18 protein-coding genes are annotated in these 19,400 nt (G+C 56.9%); 7 read left to right on the top strand and 11 right to left on the bottom strand.

Going from position 1 to position 19,400, the window contains the following annotated elements; translation table 11 throughout:
- The first annotated feature begins 20 nt into the window (after positions 1-20).
- Positions 21-512, top strand: coding sequence for a pantetheine-phosphate adenylyltransferase (gene coaD / locus AB1A64_RS07560; RefSeq protein WP_366550846.1), 492 nt, complete (start codon positions 21-23; stop codon positions 510-512).
- Here coaD and gap (AB1A64_RS07555) read toward each other — a convergent pair.
- The 3 genes from gap (AB1A64_RS07555) to gap (AB1A64_RS07545) all read right to left on the bottom strand — a co-directional run bounded on the left by gap (AB1A64_RS07555) (position 504) and on the right by gap (AB1A64_RS07545) (position 2,807).
- Positions 504-1,508: a type I glyceraldehyde-3-phosphate dehydrogenase gene (gene gap, locus AB1A64_RS07555; RefSeq protein ID WP_366550845.1), complete on the bottom strand. Its 1,005-nt coding sequence runs from the start codon at positions 1,506-1,508 to the stop codon at positions 504-506. The two genes, coaD and gap (AB1A64_RS07555), sit on opposite strands and share 9 nt — an antisense overlap.
- Before the next feature lie 82 nt (positions 1,509-1,590).
- Positions 1,591-1,734: a hypothetical protein gene (locus AB1A64_RS07550; RefSeq protein ID WP_170348585.1), complete on the bottom strand. Its 144-nt coding sequence runs from the start codon at positions 1,732-1,734 to the stop codon at positions 1,591-1,593.
- Positions 1,735-1,805: 71 nt separating this feature from the next.
- The gene (gap, locus tag AB1A64_RS07545; RefSeq protein WP_366550844.1) at positions 1,806-2,807 is read right to left on the bottom strand and encodes a type I glyceraldehyde-3-phosphate dehydrogenase; all 1,002 of its coding nucleotides are present in this window, start codon (positions 2,805-2,807) and stop codon (positions 1,806-1,808) included.
- Positions 2,808-2,988: 181 nt separating this feature from the next.
- Between gap (AB1A64_RS07545) and AB1A64_RS07540 the strand changes: the two genes are divergently transcribed.
- A complete protein-coding gene (locus AB1A64_RS07540; RefSeq protein ID WP_366550843.1) occupies positions 2,989-3,951 on the top strand; it encodes a DUF808 domain-containing protein in 963 nt (320 codons plus the stop codon).
- Positions 3,952-4,008: 57 nt separating this feature from the next.
- Here the strand turns inward: AB1A64_RS07540 and tkt are convergent, their stop codons facing one another.
- Entirely contained in the window at positions 4,009-6,033 is a 2,025-nt protein-coding gene (gene tkt / locus AB1A64_RS07535) for a transketolase (RefSeq protein ID WP_366550842.1), read from the bottom strand.
- Between the two features lie 234 nt (positions 6,034-6,267).
- Here tkt and AB1A64_RS07530 point away from each other — a divergent pair, with 234 nt between their 5' ends.
- From AB1A64_RS07530 to AB1A64_RS07520, 3 genes are read left to right on the top strand one after another with little or no spacing between them, the layout of a single operon-like run.
- Complete coding sequence (locus tag AB1A64_RS07530; RefSeq protein ID WP_366550841.1) at positions 6,268-7,065, top strand: hypothetical protein; 798 nt, start codon at positions 6,268-6,270, stop codon at positions 7,063-7,065.
- Entirely contained in the window at positions 7,065-7,460 is a 396-nt protein-coding gene (locus tag AB1A64_RS07525) for a cell division protein ZapA (protein ID WP_366550840.1), read from the top strand. The genes AB1A64_RS07530 and AB1A64_RS07525 overlap by 1 nt, the downstream gene beginning before the upstream one ends.
- Positions 7,457-7,810, top strand: coding sequence for an MliC family protein (locus AB1A64_RS07520; protein WP_366550839.1), 354 nt, complete (start codon positions 7,457-7,459; stop codon positions 7,808-7,810). The genes AB1A64_RS07525 and AB1A64_RS07520 overlap by 4 nt, the downstream gene beginning before the upstream one ends.
- Here AB1A64_RS07520 and grxD read toward each other — a convergent pair whose 3' ends face one another.
- The 7 genes from grxD to AB1A64_RS07485 form a co-directional block, all read right to left on the bottom strand.
- Positions 7,811-8,173, bottom strand: a complete 363-nt coding sequence (gene grxD, locus AB1A64_RS07515) for a Grx4 family monothiol glutaredoxin (protein ID WP_170513882.1) — start codon at positions 8,171-8,173, stop codon at positions 7,811-7,813.
- The gene (locus tag AB1A64_RS07510; RefSeq protein ID WP_366550838.1) at positions 8,160-8,450 is read right to left on the bottom strand and encodes a hypothetical protein; all 291 of its coding nucleotides are present in this window, start codon (positions 8,448-8,450) and stop codon (positions 8,160-8,162) included. Before AB1A64_RS07510 ends, grxD begins: the two co-directional genes overlap by 14 nt.
- Positions 8,447-8,683 carry a hypothetical protein gene (locus tag AB1A64_RS07505; RefSeq protein ID WP_366550837.1) on the bottom strand — a complete coding sequence of 79 codons (237 nt, stop codon included), beginning with the start codon at positions 8,681-8,683 and terminating at the stop codon, positions 8,447-8,449. The genes AB1A64_RS07510 and AB1A64_RS07505 overlap by 4 nt, the downstream gene beginning before the upstream one ends.
- Positions 8,683-8,919 carry a BolA/IbaG family iron-sulfur metabolism protein gene (locus AB1A64_RS07500; protein WP_170348594.1) on the bottom strand — a complete coding sequence of 79 codons (237 nt, stop codon included), beginning with the start codon at positions 8,917-8,919 and terminating at the stop codon, positions 8,683-8,685. The genes AB1A64_RS07505 and AB1A64_RS07500 overlap by 1 nt, the downstream gene beginning before the upstream one ends.
- A gap of 135 nt (positions 8,920-9,054) precedes the next feature.
- A complete protein-coding gene (gene purL, locus AB1A64_RS07495; RefSeq protein WP_366550836.1) occupies positions 9,055-11,214 on the bottom strand; it encodes a phosphoribosylformylglycinamidine synthase subunit PurL in 2,160 nt (719 codons plus the stop codon).
- Positions 11,215-11,374: 160 nt separating this feature from the next.
- Complete coding sequence (locus AB1A64_RS07490; RefSeq protein WP_366550835.1) at positions 11,375-13,657, bottom strand: mechanosensitive ion channel family protein; 2,283 nt, start codon at positions 13,655-13,657, stop codon at positions 11,375-11,377.
- A 280-nt stretch (positions 13,658-13,937) separates the two neighbouring features.
- Entirely contained in the window at positions 13,938-14,846 is a 909-nt protein-coding gene (locus tag AB1A64_RS07485; RefSeq protein ID WP_170348597.1) for a LysR family transcriptional regulator, read from the bottom strand.
- Between the two features lie 169 nt (positions 14,847-15,015).
- Between AB1A64_RS07485 and AB1A64_RS07480 the strand changes: the two genes are divergently transcribed.
- Both AB1A64_RS07480 and AB1A64_RS07475 read left to right on the top strand, forming a co-directional pair.
- Positions 15,016-18,435 (top strand): indolepyruvate ferredoxin oxidoreductase family protein, encoded by a 3,420-nt coding sequence (locus AB1A64_RS07480; RefSeq protein ID WP_366550834.1) that lies wholly within the window; start codon positions 15,016-15,018, stop codon positions 18,433-18,435.
- An 80-nt stretch (positions 18,436-18,515) separates the two neighbouring features.
- Positions 18,516-19,394 carry a lysophospholipid acyltransferase family protein gene (locus AB1A64_RS07475; RefSeq protein WP_366550833.1) on the top strand — a complete coding sequence of 293 codons (879 nt, stop codon included), beginning with the start codon at positions 18,516-18,518 and terminating at the stop codon, positions 19,392-19,394.
- Positions 19,395-19,400: the final 6 nt, after the last annotated feature.

Genomic DNA, 19,400 nt, shown 5'->3' with positions numbered 1-19,400 from the left:
CCAGAACGCAGGAGAGCGTGATGCGGGTTGGTCTATACCCTGGAACCTTTGACCCGATTACTCTGGGCCATATTGACATTATCCGGCGCGCCTCGGCTTTGGTCGACAAGCTGGTGATCGGTGTAGCGATCAACCGCGACAAGGGACCGTTGTTTTCACTGGAAGAACGCGTGGCCATGATTGAGGCGGAATGTGCGCTTTTGTCTGAACAAACCGGAACTGAAATTGTCGCTCATCCATTCGAAAACCTGCTGATCGACTGCGCCCGCGATGTGGGTGCCCAAATCATCATTCGCGGGCTGCGGGCCGTTGCGGATTTTGAGTATGAATTCCAGATGGTTGGTATGAATCGCGCTTTGGACGATTCAATCGAAACCGTATTTCTGATGGCCGAAGCCCGGCACCAGGCCATTGCATCAAAACTGGTGAAAGAGATTGCGCGCCTGAACGGGGACGTGTCGAAATTCGTGACGCCCCGCGTTAATACTGCATTGCGCGAAAGGTTAGGCTAACGCGCCCATCGCGGCGGCTGTGTCCAGCATCCGGTTCGAAAAGCCCCACTCATTGTCATACCAGGCCAGAACGCGCACCAATGTGCCGTCGGTGACTTTGGTCTCGGCCAATGACACGGTCGAGCTGTGGGAATCGTGGTTGAAATCCATCGACACCAATGGGCGGGTTTCGGCAGCCAACACACCGGGAATCCTGGCAGCGGCCTCGGTGAACAGCGCGTTGACCTCGTCTTCGGTGGTGGGGCGCGATACTTCGGCCACCAGATCGACAACAGACACGTTAGGCGTCGGAACGCGGATGGCCTGACCGGTCAGCTTGCCTGCCAATTGCGGCAGTACAAGACCGACAGCCGCTGCGGCACCCGTGGTGGTCGGGATCATCGACAAAGCCGCAGCACGTGACAGATATGGATCTTTGCCTGCGGTATCGTGGACTGGCTGACTGGCGGTATACGCATGGACCGTGGTCATGTTGCCATGGACGATGCCAAGCCCGGCATCCAGCGCGGCGGCAACTGGCGACAAGCAATTGGTGGTACACGAGGCGTTCGAGACCACTGTATCTCCGGCTGTCAGGTCGCGCTCATTCACACCATAGACTATTGTTTTTACAGCACCTTCGCCCCGCGCAGGTGCAGAGATCAGGACTTTCTTGGCACCGTTTTTCAGGTGACGTTCAGCAGCCTCGCGGGTGCGGAAGACGCCCGTGCATTCCAGAACCACGTCGATATCTGACCAATCCAGCGCCTCGGGGTCGCGTTCGCTGGACAGACGGATGGGGCCCGCGCCGACGTCCAGGCCTTCGTCGGTCAACGTCACCTTGTTGGGATAACGGCCGTGTACGCTGTCGAACTCGAACAAATGCGCGTTCATCTCGGGTTTGGCCAAGTCATTGATGGCGACAATTTCCACGTCTGTACGTCCCGATTCCATCACGGCACGCAGAACTCCGCGTCCGATCCGACCAAATCCGTTGATTGCCAGCTTGAGTGTCATGTTCCGCTCCGTCCGAATAGGGATCTTATATAAGTTAGCGCTAACAAAGCCAGATGAGCGGAAAAGTCAAGCAAAACCTCTGTCAGCGCCAGAAAGCCAGCCAATCCAGAAAGGCGTAAAGCTTTTTCCCGAGGAAAACCAAATGTTCGGGTCCAAAGATGGCGTAGTCCAGAATCAACCCGCCAAGGATCAAGAGGCCAAGCCAGATAGCGATTTGGTTGGTCATAGCGGCCCCGAACAAAAATGCCCGCCCAGATAACCTGAGCGGGCAAATATGTTCAAGATTTCAAACCGGTCTTAGTTAAGCCGACCCATGGCAACGGCGACATCGGCCATGCGAACCGAGAAGCCCCATTCGTTGTCGTACCAGGCCAGAACACGAACCAAGCGACCGTCTACAACTCGGGTTTGTTCCGGCGCAAAGATCGAGCTTTCTTCGGTGTGGTTGAAATCGGTCGAAACCAGCGGCGCGGGTTCATAACCCAGAACGCGCTGCATCGGGCCAAGCGCGGCTTCGCGGACGATTTCATTAACTTCTTCGACAGACACTTCGCGCGAGGCGCGGAAAGTCAGGTCCACCGCCGACACGTTCGGGGTAGGTACGCGGATGGCGGAACCGTCCAGACGGCCTTTCAGATTCGGCAGAACCTCACCCAGCGCTTTCGCAGCACCGGTCGATGTCGGGATCATCGACATGGCAGCGGCACGGGCGCGATACAGATCGCTGTGACGACGATCCAGGGTCGGCTGGTCGCCGGTATAGGCGTGGATCGTGGTCATGATACCATTTTCGATGCCGACACCTTCGTCCAAAACCTTGGCAAGCGGAGCAAGGCAGTTTGTGGTGCAAGAGCCATTCGAGATCATGTTGTCGTTGGCGGTCAGCGTGTTGTGGTTCACACCAAACACGATGGTTTTGTCGACGTTCTTGCCCGGTGCGGACAGCAGAACTTTGCCGGCGCCGCGCTCGAGGTGGGTTTTTGCCTTGGTGCCGTCATTGAATTTTCCGGTGCATTCCAGAACCACATCGCAGCCGTCCCAGTCCAGTTCGTTCATGTCGTAGGTCGAGAACATCTCCATCGGGCCACGGCCCAGATCCAAGGTATTGCCGTTGATGGCGATGTCGCGTGGGAACCTTCCGTGGATGCTGTCATATTTCAGCAGATGCGCCGAAGTTTCCAGCGGTCCGGTCGCGTTGACCTTGATGACTTCGATATCGTTCCGGCCTGACGCTGCGATATGCGACAGGGTACAGCGGCCGATGCGGCCAAAACCATTGATGCCGACCTTGATGGTCATGTGACGTCTCCAAATGCGCTTGCCTTGCAGGCCATATAGCCGTGATTGGTGAATCTCAAAAGAGCAAAAGCGGCATATTTTTAATGTGTTAGCGCAAACTTCGCACGATTGCGCTAACGCTTGCACTGGCTGTAGGATTGGGTAGGTTCCAGATGCGGCAGGTGACAGGAAAGGTAGCGCAATGAGCGGTCTTTTGGCTCTTTTGGATGACGTGGCGGGGATCGCCAAGGTTGCGGCGGCGTCGGTGGACGACGTGGTTGCGGCGGCGGGAAAGGCCGGGGCCAAGACGGCAGGGGTGATTATTGACGATGCAGCCGTCACTCCGAAATACGTTCAGGGTTTTGCGCCTGCGCGCGAGTTGCCAATCATCTGGCGGATTGCGCGTGGATCGGTATTCAACAAGATCGTGCTGTTGCTGCCTGTGGCCCTGTTGCTGGCTAATTTTGCGCCCTGGCTTATTACGCCGCTGCTTATGATCGGTGGGTCTTACTTATGCTTCGAGGGGGCTGAAAAGATATTTCATGTTCTGTTTCCACATGGCAGCCATGCCATTGATGAAGACATGAACGTGCGCGACCCTGGTCATCTAGAGGAGCAGAAAGTCAAAGGTGCGATCAAAACGGATTTCATCCTGTCCGCCGAAATCATGACCATCGCACTGGCCGCGATCGAGGCGCCGAATCTGTGGATGCAGGCGGCGACTCTGGCGGTTGTGGGCATCGGGGTGACGGTGGCCGTCTATGGCTCGGTCGCGTTGATCGTCAAGATGGATGATGTCGGGTTGTTTCTGGCAAACAACGCCCCGACGCCAGTCGGGCGCGGGCTGGGGCGCGGGTTGGTCAAGGCGATGCCGGGTGTGATGAAGACCCTGTCTACTGTTGGGACCGCGGCGATGCTGTGGGTCGGCGGGTCGATCATCATTCACGGGATGGAAGTTCTGGGTTTTGGCTGGTTGGGCCATCACATCCACGACTGGGCCTATGCGATTGGGCATTCCGTGTCAGAGGGCTGGGTAGGGGCCGTCGAATGGATTTCCAAAGCGGCCATGGATGGAGTGTTTGGTCTGGCGTGGGGCTTTGTTCTGATCCCTGTGGCAACCAAGGTGATTGGACCATTGCTCTCAAAAAAAGCCACAACGCACTGAAATCAAATTGGAAAGGGCGGCCAAAGCCGCCCTTTGCTTTACTCTTAGTGTACTGGATTACAGGCCCAGCAATTCCTTGACTTTGGCAACGGTTGCCTCGGCGGTGATGCCAAAATGCTTGTACAGCTCATTCGCCGGAGCGGACGCGCCAAAGCCGGACATACCTATGAAACCAGCCTTTGCTTCGCGGCCACGTTCACCCAGCAACCAGCGATCCCAGCCACCAGCGCGTACGGCGGCTTCGATCCCGACGCGGACCGGACCACCAGGAAGGACGCGTTTGCGGTAGGCTTCGTCCTGCTGTGCGAACAACTCCATACAGGGCATAGATACAACGCGAGTACCGATGCCTTCGGCCTCAAGCATCGCTTTGGCTTCCATCGCCAAAGAAACCTCGGACCCCGTGGCGATCAGGATGGCCTGACGTTTGCCTTCGGAATCAGCCAACACATATGCACCTTGCGCGGTCAGGTTCTTGGCTTTGTGTTCCGTGCGTACGGTCGGAACGCCCTGACGGGTCAGCGACAGAACCGAGGGGCTGTCCTTGAACGTCAGCGCCAACTCCCACGCTTCGGCGGTTTCCACAGAATCTGCGGGGCGGAACACATAGGTGTTCGGGGTCGCGCGCGAGATTGCCAGATGCTCGACCGGCTGGTGGGTCGGGCCGTCTTCGCCCAGACCGATTGAGTCGTGGGTCATCACGAAGACCGAAGGCACTTTCATCAGCGCTGCCAGACGCATTGACGGGCGGGCATAGTCGGTGAAGGCCATAAATGTGCCGCCATAAGGGCGAATGCCGCCGTGCAGTGCCATACCGTTCATAGCTGCGGCCATGCCGTGTTCGCGGATACCGTAGTGGATGTAGCGTCCCTTGCGGTTTTCGGGCAGGAAGACACCCATATCAGCCGATTTGGTGTTGTTCGAACCGGTCAGGTCCGCCGAACCGCCCACGGTTTCGGTCATGATCGGGTTCACGACGTTCAGAACCTTCTCGGACGAGGCGCGGGTGGCCAGTTTCGGCTGATCTTCCGAGATCTGCTTTTTGAACGCGCGGATCGCACCGGCTAGCTTTTTGGGCGCTTCAAACGCATAGGCGCGGTTGAATTCGGCTTGTTTACGTTCGGACAGCTGCGCGAAACGTTCTTCCCAAGCCGTGCGTTCGGCAACACCGCGGGAACCGATGGCCTCCCATGCGGATTTTACTTCGGCGGGAACATGGAATGCGTCGTGCGGCCAGCCATAGCCTTCTTTCGCTGCCTTCAGTTGGTCCTGATCGGTCAGCGCGCCGTGACCTTTCGAGGTATCCTGCGCCGCGTGGCCCAACGCGATGTGGCTTTCGCAGGCAATCATGGTCGGCTTGTTCGACTTTTTCGCCTGTACGATGGCTGTGTCGATGGCTTGCGGATCATGCCCGTCAATCTCGATCACGTGCCAGCCCGAGGCTGCGAAACGGCGCACCTGATCGGTGCGGTCAGCCATATCGACGGTGCCGTCGATTGTGATGTTGTTGTTGTCCCAGAAGACGATCAGCTTGCTCAGCTCATGACGACCGGCCAGGGTGATTGCCTCTTGGCTGACGCCTTCCATCAGGCAGCCATCGCCGGCGATCACATAGGTATAGTGATCCACAACCTTCTTGCCGTAATGCGCGCGCTGGATTTCTTCGGCCATGGCAAAGCCCACAGCGTTCGAGATGCCTTGGCCCAGAGGACCGGTCGTGGTTTCGATGCCATCAACCAGAAAGTTCTCCGGGTGACCGGCTGTCTTTGCACCCAACTGGCGGAAGTTCTTGATTTCCTCAAGGGTCACGTCGCCGTGGCCGGTCAAAAACAACAGCGAATAGATCAGCATCGAACCGTGGCCGGCCGACAGGATAAACCGGTCGCGGTCAGGCCAATTCGGGGCGGAGGCGTCGAATTTCAGGTGCTTTTCGAACAGCACGGTCGCAACGTCGGCCATGCCCATTGGCATACCGGAATGGCCGGAATTGGCGGCGGCGACGGCGTCGAGGGTCAGGGTGCGGATGGCCGCAGCTTTGTCCCAGTGTTCGGGGTTTGCATTGCGCAGCGCAGTCAGGTCCACGGGCGTTGTTCCTTTGGATTACAGGCAGATGTGGCGCTCAATACCATCCACCCTCCAAAGTGCAAGTAGAACTGGAATTTCTGATGAGGTAGTGCTTCAAGAAAGCAGCCCAAGTTGTTGAAAGCAAACAGTGGGTATTTTCCGCCCCGTTAGGTTAGACTAGGGCAAGACGTGGATGATGTTGATTCGGACTATCCGCGATACAAGGAACCTTGGTTAAGAGGTGGCAGGGGCATGAGCCAGATCGAAGAATTACATCGCCGTATTGTTGCTGCAATGGATCGGATAGGGACCGGCGTCGATACGCTGCGGGACACGTCTCCGATCAGCGGTGGTGCAGATGACGCCCTGCGGACGGCATTGGATGATGAACGTGTCGCCAATGCGCAGTTGGAAGAGCGTCTGAAATCGCTGAAGGAGCGCCACGAACAAGAAGTAGACGCCATGCGTTCGGACATGGAAAGGCTGCGAACCACGCCCGTTGAAAGTCCGGAAAACGGAGCATTGCGCGAGCAATTGGCAGAGGCGCAGGCAAAACTGGCCTCGGTCGAGGCCGCCCGCGCCGAGTTGGCTGCGGCCAAGGCTGCGCTGGAAAACCAGGATGAGGTTGAGGTGCTAAAAGCCGAAAATGCGCAGCTTAAGGCCGCCGCTGCTGCGACGCAGAGTGTCGAAGCCGAAAACGCGCGCCTGCGGTCTGAACTGGCCGACAGCGAACGCGTCGCTGAGTTGAGCGCTGAGTTGGATATGTTGCGCGCTGAGCGGTCCAGTCATGGGGCGGCGATGTCCCGTCTGGATGACGATTTGCAGCGGATGCGCAAGGCGAATGAACAGTTGCGGCAATCGGTGGATGAACTGCGCGCCGCCGCCGAAGACGGCGTGCCGGATGCTGATCTGCTTAACCGTGCAACAGTGGCCGAACTTGAGGCGACGCGCGCCGCACAAGCAACCGACGCTGCCGAAGCGCACGCAGTTCTGGCGCGATTAGAGCCGCTGCTTTCGAAGGCGAAACTGGCGGAAGGAGAGGTTGAATAATGCCCGAATTGACCATTCAAATCGGTGGCCGCGGCTTTGATGTCTCGTGCCAGGAGGGGGAAGAGACGTTTCTGCATTCGGCTGCCAAATTACTAGATGACGAGGCGCAAGTTCTGTCTGATCAGATCGGGCGCATGCCAGAATCGCGAATGCTGCTGATGGCTGGGCTGATGCTGGCCGACAAGGCCGCCGGAACCGATGACAAGATCAAGGCGCTCGAGGCAAAGCTGGCCGAGGTTGAGACCGAGCTTCGAACCCTCAGAAACATGCCGCAACCCGAGCCTGAGCGTATCGAGGTGGCCGTGGTACCTCCGTCAGTGACGGACACGCTGGCGGAAATAGCCGCGCGTGCCGAAGCCTTGGCATCCGTGATCGAGGAGAAGTCAGCGGGATGAACTCTGTAAAGACGGTCGCTTGCGCCGCGGCATTTGCTTTGCCCGGTGGTTTTGCTTGGGCTGAGATCGACATTCTGCCAGTGACATTCACATGCCAGGATGGCGTGCCATTGGAAGTGGCCTATTTCAATGCGCAGGATGGGTCCAGTGCAGCAGCAATGATGGTAGACAATCAACTTGTCACTTTGCGCCAGGTCCAGAGCGGTTCCGGCATACGCTACGAATCCGAGGGAGGGACAGGGACATACATCCTGCGCTCAAAAGGATGGGACGCAACGGTGAGCTTTCTGGCGACAGGATCGGATGCCGCCAGTGAGCAGGTCATTCTGGATAATTGCGTCAGCCGCTGATTAAGCGTTTGCTTCGCGGATCTTGTCGGCTGCTTCTTTGTTGTAGCCGACACCGTTATCGTCAAACAGCGTGTCCAACTCGCCCGACAGGGTCATCTCGGTGATGATGTCGCAGCCGCCAACGAACTCGCCTTTGACATACAGCTGTGGAACGGTCGGCCAGTCAGAATAGTCCTTGATGCCCTGACGCACTTCGTCATCGGCCAGAACGTTCACATCGGTGTAGTCCACACCCATATAATTCAGCACACCGGCCACACGGGACGAGAACCCGCATTGCGGCATCTCTTTGGTGCCTTTCATGTACAGCACCACGTCGTTGGCTTTGACTGTGTCGTCGATCTGGGTCTTAACGTCGGTCATCTTGCTTGTCCTCTTTGCCCGCATCCGGGGCCGTCGTTTCGTTCTGTGACGGGTCGGGGTCCCATCCTTCTTCCTCTAACCGCCGGTGTTCGGCTTGCGCCAGGGCCAGCGGGTCCAGCCCGTATCTTTCAATGCCGCCGACCTTGCTGATTTTGTCTGGGTCGGGACGCATATCGGCGAGGTTACGTTTTCGGTTGCGCTTCACATAGGCTTCGATCAGCGCGGCGGCAACTATCAATGCTGCGATTAAACTTATCCAGAACAGCCAGCCACTCATTTTTTGGGGGACATTGCTTTGGTGTATTCTTGAGGGTCCTTGGGAACACGAACGATCGTTCCATGGCCGCCACCGGGTCCACCTGAATCGTAGCTGGCATTGATCATCTGATCACCTCTACCCGGATGAATACCGCGTTTTGGTTTTTGGTCGAGCTTCTCGCGACTACGCGCTAGAAAAGCAACAAGCATTACTACTGCCAAAATGCCAGCAATGCCAATCGCAAGATCCATTACTCAGGCACTTTCGTCGTCAACGCCAGCGCGTGTAACTCTCCATCCGGGCCGTCCATTTTGCCTTTCAACGCTGCATAGACAGCGCGTTGCTGTTGAACCCGGTTTTTCCCGCGAAAGCTTTCGTCCACGACCATGGCGGACATATGCACGCCGTCATGCCCGCCGACCTGAATTTCCGCATCCGGAAAGGCTTCGCGAAGCAAGTGTTCGATTTCGTGGGTGCTCATCGGCATGTAGGTAACTCCTGAAGGTCTTTCCCAAGATGTAGAGCGCCGGGGCGGGGCGTGCAAGGGTGTGATGGTTGGCTTGAAACGACAAAACCTGCGCCGGTGTGGGCACAGGTTTTGCGAATAAGTTCCAAGCTATGATTAGGCCACAGCGGCGGCAAAGCTATCGCGGAATGTGTCCGTCAACTCGGCCAGAGGGGCCTCGGAATTGCCGACCTTGACGGCGTCACCAGTAAAGCGACCGACCGAGACCAGTGGAACACCGGCCTGACCTGCGGCGATCATCAGCGCCTCGGCCTGGTCAAAGTTGCAGGCGACCAGGTAACGGGCCTGATCTTCGCCAAACAAAAACCCGGTCGAGGCTTCGTCGAGGTGAACGCCGACACCTGCGGCTTCGGCCAGTTCGAAAGCCGCAAGCGCCAGCCCACCATCACCCAGATCGGTGCAGGCCTTGATCATCTCGCGATTGGCGCGGATAAACTCACCATTGCGCTTTTCGGCGTCCAAATCGACATGCGGGGCATCGCCGTCTTCGCGGTTGAACACTTCGGCCAGCAAAGCCGATTGGCCCAGATGCCCATTGGTTTCGCCGATGACCAGCGCGACGTGACCTTCGCGGACCTCGTTACCGATGATTTCGTCGGTGTGGTCCAACAGGCCAACCGCGCCAATGGTCGGGGTGGGCAAGATCGCCTGACCGTCGGTCTCATTATAAAGCGACACGTTGCCTGACACGATGGGCATGTCCAGCGCGGCGACTGCGGCACCGATGCCCTGAATTGCGCCAACGAACTGGCCCATGATCTCGGGCTTTTCGGGGTTGCCGAAATTCAGGTTGTCGGTGGTGGCCAGTGGTTTGGCACCCACGGCGGTCAGGTTGCGGTAAGCTTCGGCCACAGCCTGCTTGCCGCCTTCAATCGGGTTGGCGCGGACATAGCGAGGCGTAACATCGCTGGTGAATGCCAGTGCCTTGTCAGTGCCATGCACGCGGACCATCCCCGCACCCAGACCCGGCGTGCGGGCGGTGTCAGCCATGACCATCGTGTCATATTGTTCGTAAACCCATTGTTTGCCCGCATAGTTCGGCGAAGCGAGCAGGGCGCGCAGACCGTCGATCGGGTCAATCTGAGGGACTTCGGCCAAGCCTTCAGCTTCAGGTGTCGCCACCCACGGGCGGTCATATTCCGGCGCGGTCGAGGACAGTTTCGACAGCACCAGATCGGCTTTGACCTCTCCGTTATGGACAATCAGGAAGCGGTCTTCGGCAATGGTCTCGCCGACGATGGCAAAGTCCAGGTCCCATTTTTCGAACACAGCGCGGGCTTCGGCCTCAAGCTCGGGCTTGAGGACCATCAGCATCCGTTCCTGCGATTCTGACAGCATCATCTCGTATGCGGTCATGTCCTCTTCGCGCTGGGGTACGTTTTCCAGATCGAGGCGCACGCCCAGACCACCTTTGTCGCCCATTTCAACGGCGGAACAAGTCAAACCTGCTGCACCCATGTCCTGAATCGAAATCACAGCGCCAGTCCGCATCAATTCCAGCGTCGCCTCCATCAAGCGCTTTTCGGTGAAGGGGTCACCGACCTGAACGGTGGGGCGCTTTTCTTCGATTGTGTCGTCAAATTCGGCCGAGGCCATGGTCGCACCGCCAACGCCATCGCGGCCGGTTTTGGCGCCCAGATAGACGACAGGCATGCCAACGCCTGAAGCCGCCGAGTAGAAAATCTTGTCGCTGTCGGCCAGACCTGCGGCAAACGCGTTTACTAGGCAGTTGCCGTTATAGGCGGGGTGGAATCGCACTTCGCCACCTACGCAAGGCACGCCGAAGCAGTTGCCATATCCGCCAATGCCTTCTACCACGCCGTTGACCAACTGGCGGGTCTTGTGATGGCCAGGTTCCCCAAATGACAGAGCGTTCATTGACGCAATCGGGCGCGCACCCATGGTGAAAACGTCGCGCAGAATGCCGCCAACTCCGGTTGCTGCACCCTGGTAGGGTTCGATGTAAGACGGGTGGTTGTGGCTTTCCATCTTGAAAACAACCGCTTGCCCGTCGCCAATATCAACGACACCGGCGTTCTCACCCGGTCCACAGATCACCTGCGGGCCCGAAGTGGGCAGGGTGCGCAGCCATTTTTTCGAGGATTTGTACGAGCAATGCTCATTCCACATGGCGGAAAAGATGCCCAGCTCGGTGAAGGTCGGCTCGCGGCCGATGATTTCAAGGATCATGTCGAATTCGTCGGGCTTCAATCCGTGGGCGGCAATCAGATCCGGTGTGATGGCGGGCTCTTGCATCGTCTGTCCTGTTCTCAAGGTGGCCGAGATTGCGCGCCTTTTAGGGCAAGGGCGCGTCGGTGGAAAGGGTTAAGACCGGGGTCTGATGGTTTCCTGTGGCAATCCGATAAAAAAAGGCCGCCTCAAGGGCGGCCTTTGCGTTGCTTGTAGTGTAAGGTCGTTATTTTGGCGCACCGTGTTCGGAACCCGATTTTTGACCTTGCTGTTCCGCTTGCTGGTTGGCTGCTTCTCCGGCTGCTGCGCCGATAGCTGCCTTCTGCTCCTCGTTCAGGTTGTCCGCGTCATCCAAACCGGGGATCGCAACGCGCACCTCGCGGCGGGCAAAGTCGATGCCGTTCTCCTTGAACGCGGCCTTCACACGGTTGAAGATTTCCTTGCGCAGAGTGAACTGCTTGCCCGGCTTGGCCATGAACTTACCGCGGATGATCATGCCGACATCATCAAAGTCGAACACGCCTTGCGACTTGAAGGGCTGCAGGAAACCATCCTTGTGGGTTTCGTCCTCCATCATCTCGGCACCGATCTTCTTAAAGATCTTCTTGACCTTGTTGGGGTCGGTGTCGAAGGGCACGGTGAATTTCAGCTTCATGATGACCCAGTCACGGCTGTAGTTGGTCAGCTTTTGAATCTCACCGTAGGGAATAGTGTGGACTGGCCCGCGGTGGTGGCGCAGCTGCATCGAACGGATCGAGATTTTTTCGACCGTCCCAGTGGTGCCGCCGACATCCACGTATTCGCCAACGCGGAAGGCGTCATCGACCAGGAAGAAGATGCCGCCGACGATATCGGCCACCAGCTTTTGTGCGCCAAAACCGATAGCCAGACCCAGAACACCGGCACCGGCCAGCAGGGGGGTGATGTTGATCCCCAGCGCCCCAAGCGCCAGCAGCACAAAGATGACCGCGATAGCGACCTGAGCGGTCACACGCAGCAAAGGCAGGACCGTGGCCAGACGGGATCCGCCAGCACCGCCACCTTCACCGGCCTCTTCATCCGGGCTTTGATCGGCTGCTTGCTCTTTGGCCAGACGACGGTTGATCCAAAGCGACACGAGTTCGTTAAGGATGTAGCCAACCGCGATAATGATAAAGAACTGGATCAGTTTGCTGCCGGATTCATCACCTCCGCCCGCGATTTCCCGAAGATCGAGGTCCCAGGCATTGGCAATCATCAGGATGATCAGAATGCCAGCCAATACCCGTCCGATGCGGATATAGCTGCGCTTGGTCGATTTGTATGCCTTTTCGGCCACTGCGCCTCCGCCCTGCATCGGTGGCTGCAGATGACGCACCAACCCACGGATCAAGGTGTCTAAGGCCGGCGCGATCAACAGCCAGAACATGGTTGTGAAATGCGCGCCCTGTACCAACAGGTTCAACAGCATTGGGTTGCGCTGCGCGACAAGAAATTCGACCAGCAACCAGGTTACCGCCGACACGCCGATGGCGAAGTAGGGATAATAATAGGCCACTTCTTCGTCGAACTTTGTGTGATCGGGGTCCGTACCCAGCATCATCTGAGACAAACCTTCACGGGCTTTCCATGCAATCACGCCGATATAGATGTGAATTGCAGCGTTCAGCCAGAACCCGATGCGGGTTTCGCCAGCGCTAATCCCGTTCAACTCGTTGAAATGGATAATGAACAGGGTAAATCCGATCAGGATCAGAAGGCCGATCAGATTGCGGTGCAGGTACTTTGCCCAGTGATCGTCAATATTGACCAGACGGAAGTGTGGCTTGTTCGGTGCCAGAATGAACCGCGAGGTCGCCGCGCCCAAACGGGGAATCCAGATCAGATAAAAAACGAAGGGCGCTGCATAAGTCAGCTGCTCGGGCGTTAGAAGGCCACGTCCAAGGGCGCGTATGACAACGTAAAACACCACCAGTCCAGCGATTTCGTGGCAGAAGCGGCGGAACAGATAGCTTACTGCGCCCCACAAATCGTTTTCATCTGCGGGTTCAGTATGGTTGTGCCATTTGCGGGTGAGCAGACCGAACAGTTTTTCTGCAATGAATCCGACGATCAGCACGCTGAGGATCAGCCCCATCAAGCTGAAGCTGCCCGTTGTCCCGAAGGTGCCGACAAAATTTTCGACCGCATGTGCTTGAGCGCTGAAAAGGTTTGGAACAGTAACCGCGACATGCGTCCATGACGCCACCATCTCAGCCCATATTTCATTTATTTCCGTGATTGGGTCTTCGCGTTCTTCTGCCTCGGCGGCCTTTTGTTCAGCGACCGCGTCCAAACGCTCCAACAATATGGCCCGGACTTGGTCATCAGACATGCGCGCAACCAGATCGTCCACCTGTTCAGGCGTCAGATCATCAGGAATGCTGATAGTGGTTGAGGAACCGGCCGATCCGCTATCCTGCGCAAGAACCGGCCCCGAAAGGCAAATTACGGAAAGTATCGCCAACATAAGGCGAAGGGGCTGAAACATCGAATCTGTCCTCGAACACAAGTCTTCGTGAATTTTTCGTGATCATAGGTCTAAGTGCCCGAGTTTCCCAGATGTTTTGCCATCTGAACACAGCGCGCGTTGCCGAATGGCCAAAAAAAAGGCCGAGCACTAAGCTCGGCCATAGTCCAACAGGGAGGTATGAAGATGATGAGCGTTTCAGCATCACCGCCTTCGAGAGTTCATTTAGGGATCACTTTGTGAACGATCAAGAGATTTCAGATTGATTGCTGATCAACCCCGCTATGCCAGTGGTGCATAGCTAGAGTTTTCCCATCTGCTTCAATTGTTTGCGTTGTGTTATGATCTCATCCTGAACAAAGTCACGGAAGGCCGCGACGCGCTTGGAATGGCGCAATTCCTCGGGATAGGCGAGGTATACGGGAACATCCGCGCTTTCGATATCCGACAGGATCGGCGCAACATTGGGAAGCCCTTGGGTAACGTAATCCGGCAGGACGCCGATACCCAAGTTATGCAGCACCCCCTGAAGAACACCAAAATAATTGTTCACGGTCAGCAACGATCCCGGATTGTACGTCATCAGATGGCGCACCATCGCAGCGCCCGCGCCAACCTGCGGTGCCGAAGGTGTCTGACAGATCAGTCGGTGATTTTTAATTTCGTCCAAGGATTTCAGCATACCGCCATGGGTATCGATGTATTCCTGCGTCGCATACAGCTGCATCTGCACGGTCATCAGGCGTTTGCGGACCAGATCAGCCTGGCTGGGCTCTTTCATACGGATGGCTACGTCAGCCTCGCGCATGGGCAGGTCTAGCACGCGCTCTTCCAGCATCAGGTCGATATTGAGATCAGGGAACTGATCATAGAGTTTCGGCAGGCGTGGGGCCAACCAAAGCGTGCCAAAGCCGTAAGTAGTTGTGACGCGCAGAACGCCGAACACTTCTTCTTCGCTGTCGCGAATGCGCGCAGCAGCAGCGTCCAGGCGTTTTGTCATGGCCGAGGTTGCGTCAAACAGCAACTCGCCCTGTTCCGTCAGGATCAGCCCACGCGCATGGCGGTGGAACAAGGTCGAATCAAGCGACTCTTCCAACGCTCGGATCTGTCGGCTGACGGCCGATTGCGACAAGTTCAGCTTGTCACCTGCATGAGTCAGGCTGCCTGCATCCGCAACTGCGTGAAATATTCTAAGCTTGTCCCAATCCATCGCCGCAACTTTCGTTATCTTTCAAACTGCCTATATGAAATAGGTAGCAACTTCTACATTCAAACGGTGAAATCCTTAGGTTTCAGGGGATAAACTATATACGGGTCAGAAATTATGACCTAAAATGTGGAAATGTATAGCACACTGATCTGACGTGGGGAGGCGTTTGATGAGTCAGCCACAAATATCGCTGAATGATCGGTTCGATCTGGATAAAAACCCAATTCTGTTGAATGGCACGCAAGCGTTGGTGCGCCTGATGCTGATGCAGAAGGCGAGGGATACGCGGGCGGGGCTGAACACAGCGGGCCTAGTGACCGGATATCGTGGGTCACCGTTGGGTGCGGTGGATTTGCAGATGACACGGGCGCAGAAACAGCTGACCGAAAGCGACATCACTTTTCAGTACGGTTTGAACGAAGATTTGGCCGCCACGGCGCTATGGGGCAGCCAGCAAGCTGGGCTGCGCGGCGACGGGCGGTTCGATGGCGTGTTTGGCCTCTGGTACGGCAAAGGGCCCGGCGTGGATCGGTCCGGCGATGTTATGCGTCACGCCAATATGGCGGGTACGGCCAAGCACGGTGGCGTGCTGGTGGCGATGGGTGATGACCATACCGGCGAAAGCTCGACCGTTTTGCATCAGTCGGAATGGTCTTTGGTCGATATGTACATGCCAATTGTCAGCCCTGCGGGTGTGCAGGAGATTTTGGACTATGGCGTTTACGGTTTCGCGCTCAGCCGATTTTCGGGGCTTTGGGTCGGCCTTAAGACAATGAAAGACACGATTGAAGTCACGTCAGTCGTCGACGGTAGTGCTGACCGGATGAAGCTTGTCGTGCCCGAGTTCGACATGCCCGAGGGCGGATTGAACATACGTCTGGGTGACACGCCGCACCTGCAAGAAGGGCGGATCATCGACCACAAACGTTTCGCGGCCGAAATGTTTTCGCACGCCAACAAGATGGACAAGCGTGTGTGGGGCAAACCCGGCGCCAAGATCGGGTTTGTCGCGGCCGGCAAGAACTGGCTGGATCTGTCACATGCCATGTCTCTGCTGAACATCGACGCGGAGGAGGCTGAACGGTTGGGGATCACAACCTACAAGATCGGCCAGACTTTCCCATTGGATATGACCGGGTTTCACGATTGGGCCGAAGGGTTGGACCTGATTGTTATCGTTGAAGAAAAGAGAAAGCTGATCGAGGTTCAGGTCAAAGAGACCATCTTTGACGACCGTCGCGGTCGCCGGGTTTATGGCTGGTACAAGGGTGGGGCCGGGACTCTGCATCGCGAGGAACTGTTTCCAACCCGCGGCGCGCTTGACCCCAACATGATCGCCGAAAAACTGGGCGAGATTCTGATCGAAGAGGGCCACGACACAGAAGGCGTCCGTGCCGGTCTGGCCAAACTGTCCGAGGCCCGCCGGGCCGATAACGCCGAAGAAATCGCGACTCGTCTGCCGTATTTCTGCTCGGGCTGTCCGCACAACAGTTCCACCCGGTTGCCCGACGGCAGTCGCGCCTATGCGGGTATTGGCTGTCACTACATGGTGCAATGGATGGACCGCGATACTACTGGTTTCACTCAGATGGGTGGTGAAGGAGCGAACTGGATCGGCGAAGCACCGTTTTCAACCACCAAACACGTATTCCAGAACCTTGGCGACGGGACGTATAACCACTCGGGCGTGCAGGCGATCCGGGCGGCGTTGGCTGCGGGCACCAACATCACCTTCAAAATCCTGTTCAACGACGCTGTGGCCATGACCGGCGGGCAGGAAAACGAGGGCGGATTGTCGGCGGAACGGATCGTGGCCGAGGTCAAAGCCATGGGCGTGCAGAACGTGGCCGTGGTCTATGACGAAAAAGAAGATGTGAATTTTAAGGCGATGCCTGCTGGTGTGGAAACCTTTGAACGGGCGGATTTGATGCGGGTTCAGGAGAGGTTCCGCGAGATCGAGGGTGTTTCGGTCATTGTCTACATCCAAACCTGTGCGGCCGAAAAACGGCGTCGGCGCAAACGGGGTGAATTTCCCGACCCGGATAAGCGCGTATTCATCAACACCGATATTTGCGAGGGATGCGGCGATTGCGGGGTGCAGTCAAACTGCGTCTCGATTGTGCCGAAAGAGACGGAACTAGGCCGCAAACGGGCGATTGATCAATCAAGCTGCAACAAGGATTTCTCTTGCGTCAACGGGTTTTGCCCGTCGTTCGTAACCTTGGAAGGTGCAAAAATCCGCAAGGAAGCAACCACCGAAATCGATCTACCGGAACTACCTGAACCAGTGCTGCCCGAAATCAAAGGGACACATAACGTGGTGATCACCGGCGTTGGTGGCACCGGGGTGGTAACGTTGGGTGCGATCCTGGCACAGGCGGCACAGATCGACGGCAAAGGGGCCGGAATGATGGAGATGGCCGGGCTCGCGCAAAAAGGCGGTGCCGTGCACATCCATTGTCGTCTGGCCAATCGGCCTGAGGATATCAGCGCCATTCGCGTTGCCACAGGTGAGGCGCACGCACTGATCGGTGGCGATCTGGTGGTATCTGCCGGGGCCAAGACGCTGGGTCTGACGCGCGCAGGTCAAACCGGGGCCGTCATCAACAATCATGAGACGGTGACCGGTGATTTCACCCGCGATACCGATTTCTGTATTCCGGGTGACCGGCTTGAACTGGCCCTGCAGGCGCGGTTGAAGGACGACGTCTCACTGTTTGACGCGACCGATCTGGCGCGGGCTGTGATGGGCGACTCGATCTATTCCAACATGATGGTTTTTGGTGCAGCCTGGCAGAAGGGCTTGCTGCCCATCAGCCACGACGCTGTTGTGCAGGCCATCGAACTGAATGGAACTGCAGTCGAGCGCAACAAGCGTGCTTTTGACATCGGGCGTTGGGCGGTTCTGCACCCGCAGGAGGTCGCGGGCATTCTAGAGCCTAACGTGTCAGATAGACCAAAATCTCTGGAGCAAAAGATCGACTACCGTGCGCAGCATTTGACTGCGTATCAAAGCGTTAGGTTGGCCAAACGCTATCGCAAACTGGTGGACATGTTTGACGATGAAGCCATCCGCGAGGCCGTGGCAAAAGGCTATCATAAGCTGTTGTCTTACAAGGACGAATATGAGGTTGCCCGGTTGATGTTGGAAAGCCGCGAAAAAGCTGTGGCTGAGTTTGACGGGGATTTCAAAATGACCTTTCATCTGGCCCCGCCCATCCTTGGCGGAACTGGTGCTGACGGACGTCCGCGCAAACGTTCCTTCGGTGAGTGGATTTTGAAGCCGATGAAACTGCTCAAGCGGTTGAAATCTCTGAGGGGAACACCTCTGGACATTTTCGGTTACAGTGCTGAACGGCGGATGGAACGTGCGCTGATCAAGCAATATGAGAATGATATCAATGAGATAATACCTTTTATTACACCTCAGACCCGCGACTCGGTGATTGCGCTGGCGCTATTGTCGCTGGACATTCGCGGGTTCGGGCCGGTGTTGCAGGCCAACGAGGCCAAGACGGCCAAACGACGCGAGGAATTGCTGGCCACGATACGGAACGGAGGGACAGACCTGCGTGCAGCCGCCGAATAAACCGTAACGGGATTGTCACGAAACCTAGGCAAAATTGCCGCTTATACTTATCTTGCAGGCCGCAAACCTCGGAGAGTCGTATGCCCTCGCGCCGCCATATCGCTCGTGACATATCCTACGCCTATTCCGCCGCAACCAAAGGCGGGCGGATGGTGATCAAGCTGATGGAGAACACCACAGGGCGTTTGCGCCTGATCAAGCGCGCAGATGGGTATGAGAAAGAGGTCGCCAAAGGGCGCGACTTTTGGTCGGTCATGGTGGGTCGCTATGGTCTGTCCCTGGATATTGTCGGCGGTTCGTTGACGAATATCCCGACGACCGGGCCACTGATTCTGATTGCCAATCATCCCTACGGTATTCTGGATGGGTTGATGATGGGCCACATCCTGTCACAGACACGTGGCGATTTCCGAATTTTGGCCAATCACGTGTTTCGCAAGGCCGAGGATCTGAACAAGATCGTCCTGCCGATCTCGTTCGACGAAACCAAAGAGGCGATGAAACAGAACCTTGAGACGCGCAAGTCGGCGTTGAATTATTTGGGCGAGGGCGGAGCCATCGGGATATTTCCGGGCGGTACGGTCAGCACCGGGCTCAAACCCTTTTCACACCCGATGGATCCGGGCTGGCGTGGGTTCACGGCAAGAATGGTGGCCAAATCGAACGCCACTGTAGTGCCGGTCTTCTTTGACGGTCACACGTCGCGCTTGTTCCAGATCGCCAGTCATTTGCACAATACTTTGCGTATGGGACTGCTGATCAAAGAGTTCAAAAAACGCGTGGATACGCCTGTCAAAGTTGTGATCGGAGAGCCCATCGGGCGCGACGTTCTGGACCCATTGGCCACGGATACGCGCAAGATGATGGATTTCTTGCGCAAAGCCACGTATGAGCTGTCCCCGACGCCGTTGAAATCTTATGATTACGGCTATGAATTCGAGGAACGGCATCGCGCCTAAAGAGGC

Origin of the sequence: Ruegeria sp. ANG10 (assembly GCF_040705255.1) — a bacterium.
GTDB lineage: Bacteria > Pseudomonadota > Alphaproteobacteria > Rhodobacterales > Rhodobacteraceae > Ruegeria.
This window is presented reverse-complemented; position numbering and strand designations above follow the sequence as displayed.

What these genes read in the sequence shown, in the direction of transcription:
- coaD (WP_366550846.1), top strand. Translation starts at nt 21, where the DNA reads ATGCGGGTTGGTCTATACCCTGGAACCTTTGACCCGATTACTCTGGGC.
- gap (WP_366550845.1), bottom strand. Translation starts at nt 1,508, where the DNA reads ATGACACTCAAGCTGGCAATCAACGGATTTGGTCGGATCGGACGCGGA.
- AB1A64_RS07550 (WP_170348585.1), bottom strand. Translation starts at nt 1,734, where the DNA reads ATGACCAACCAAATCGCTATCTGGCTTGGCCTCTTGATCCTTGGCGGG.
- gap (WP_366550844.1), bottom strand. Translation starts at nt 2,807, where the DNA reads ATGACCATCAAGGTCGGCATCAATGGTTTTGGCCGCATCGGCCGCTGT.
- AB1A64_RS07540 (WP_366550843.1), top strand. Translation starts at nt 2,989, where the DNA reads ATGAGCGGTCTTTTGGCTCTTTTGGATGACGTGGCGGGGATCGCCAAG.
- AB1A64_RS07530 (WP_366550841.1), top strand. Translation starts at nt 6,268, where the DNA reads ATGAGCCAGATCGAAGAATTACATCGCCGTATTGTTGCTGCAATGGAT.
- AB1A64_RS07525 (WP_366550840.1), top strand. Translation starts at nt 7,065, where the DNA reads ATGCCCGAATTGACCATTCAAATCGGTGGCCGCGGCTTTGATGTCTCG.
- AB1A64_RS07520 (WP_366550839.1), top strand. Translation starts at nt 7,457, where the DNA reads ATGAACTCTGTAAAGACGGTCGCTTGCGCCGCGGCATTTGCTTTGCCC.
- grxD (WP_170513882.1), bottom strand. Translation starts at nt 8,173, where the DNA reads ATGACCGACGTTAAGACCCAGATCGACGACACAGTCAAAGCCAACGAC.
- AB1A64_RS07510 (WP_366550838.1), bottom strand. Translation starts at nt 8,450, where the DNA reads ATGAGTGGCTGGCTGTTCTGGATAAGTTTAATCGCAGCATTGATAGTT.
- AB1A64_RS07505 (WP_366550837.1), bottom strand. Translation starts at nt 8,683, where the DNA reads ATGGATCTTGCGATTGGCATTGCTGGCATTTTGGCAGTAGTAATGCTT.
- AB1A64_RS07500 (WP_170348594.1), bottom strand. Translation starts at nt 8,919, where the DNA reads ATGCCGATGAGCACCCACGAAATCGAACACTTGCTTCGCGAAGCCTTT.
- purL (WP_366550836.1), bottom strand. Translation starts at nt 11,214, where the DNA reads ATGCAAGAGCCCGCCATCACACCGGATCTGATTGCCGCCCACGGATTG.
- AB1A64_RS07490 (WP_366550835.1), bottom strand. Translation starts at nt 13,657, where the DNA reads ATGTTTCAGCCCCTTCGCCTTATGTTGGCGATACTTTCCGTAATTTGC.
- AB1A64_RS07485 (WP_170348597.1), bottom strand. Translation starts at nt 14,846, where the DNA reads ATGGATTGGGACAAGCTTAGAATATTTCACGCAGTTGCGGATGCAGGC.
- AB1A64_RS07480 (WP_366550834.1), top strand. Translation starts at nt 15,016, where the DNA reads ATGAGTCAGCCACAAATATCGCTGAATGATCGGTTCGATCTGGATAAA.
- AB1A64_RS07475 (WP_366550833.1), top strand. Translation starts at nt 18,516, where the DNA reads ATGCCCTCGCGCCGCCATATCGCTCGTGACATATCCTACGCCTATTCC.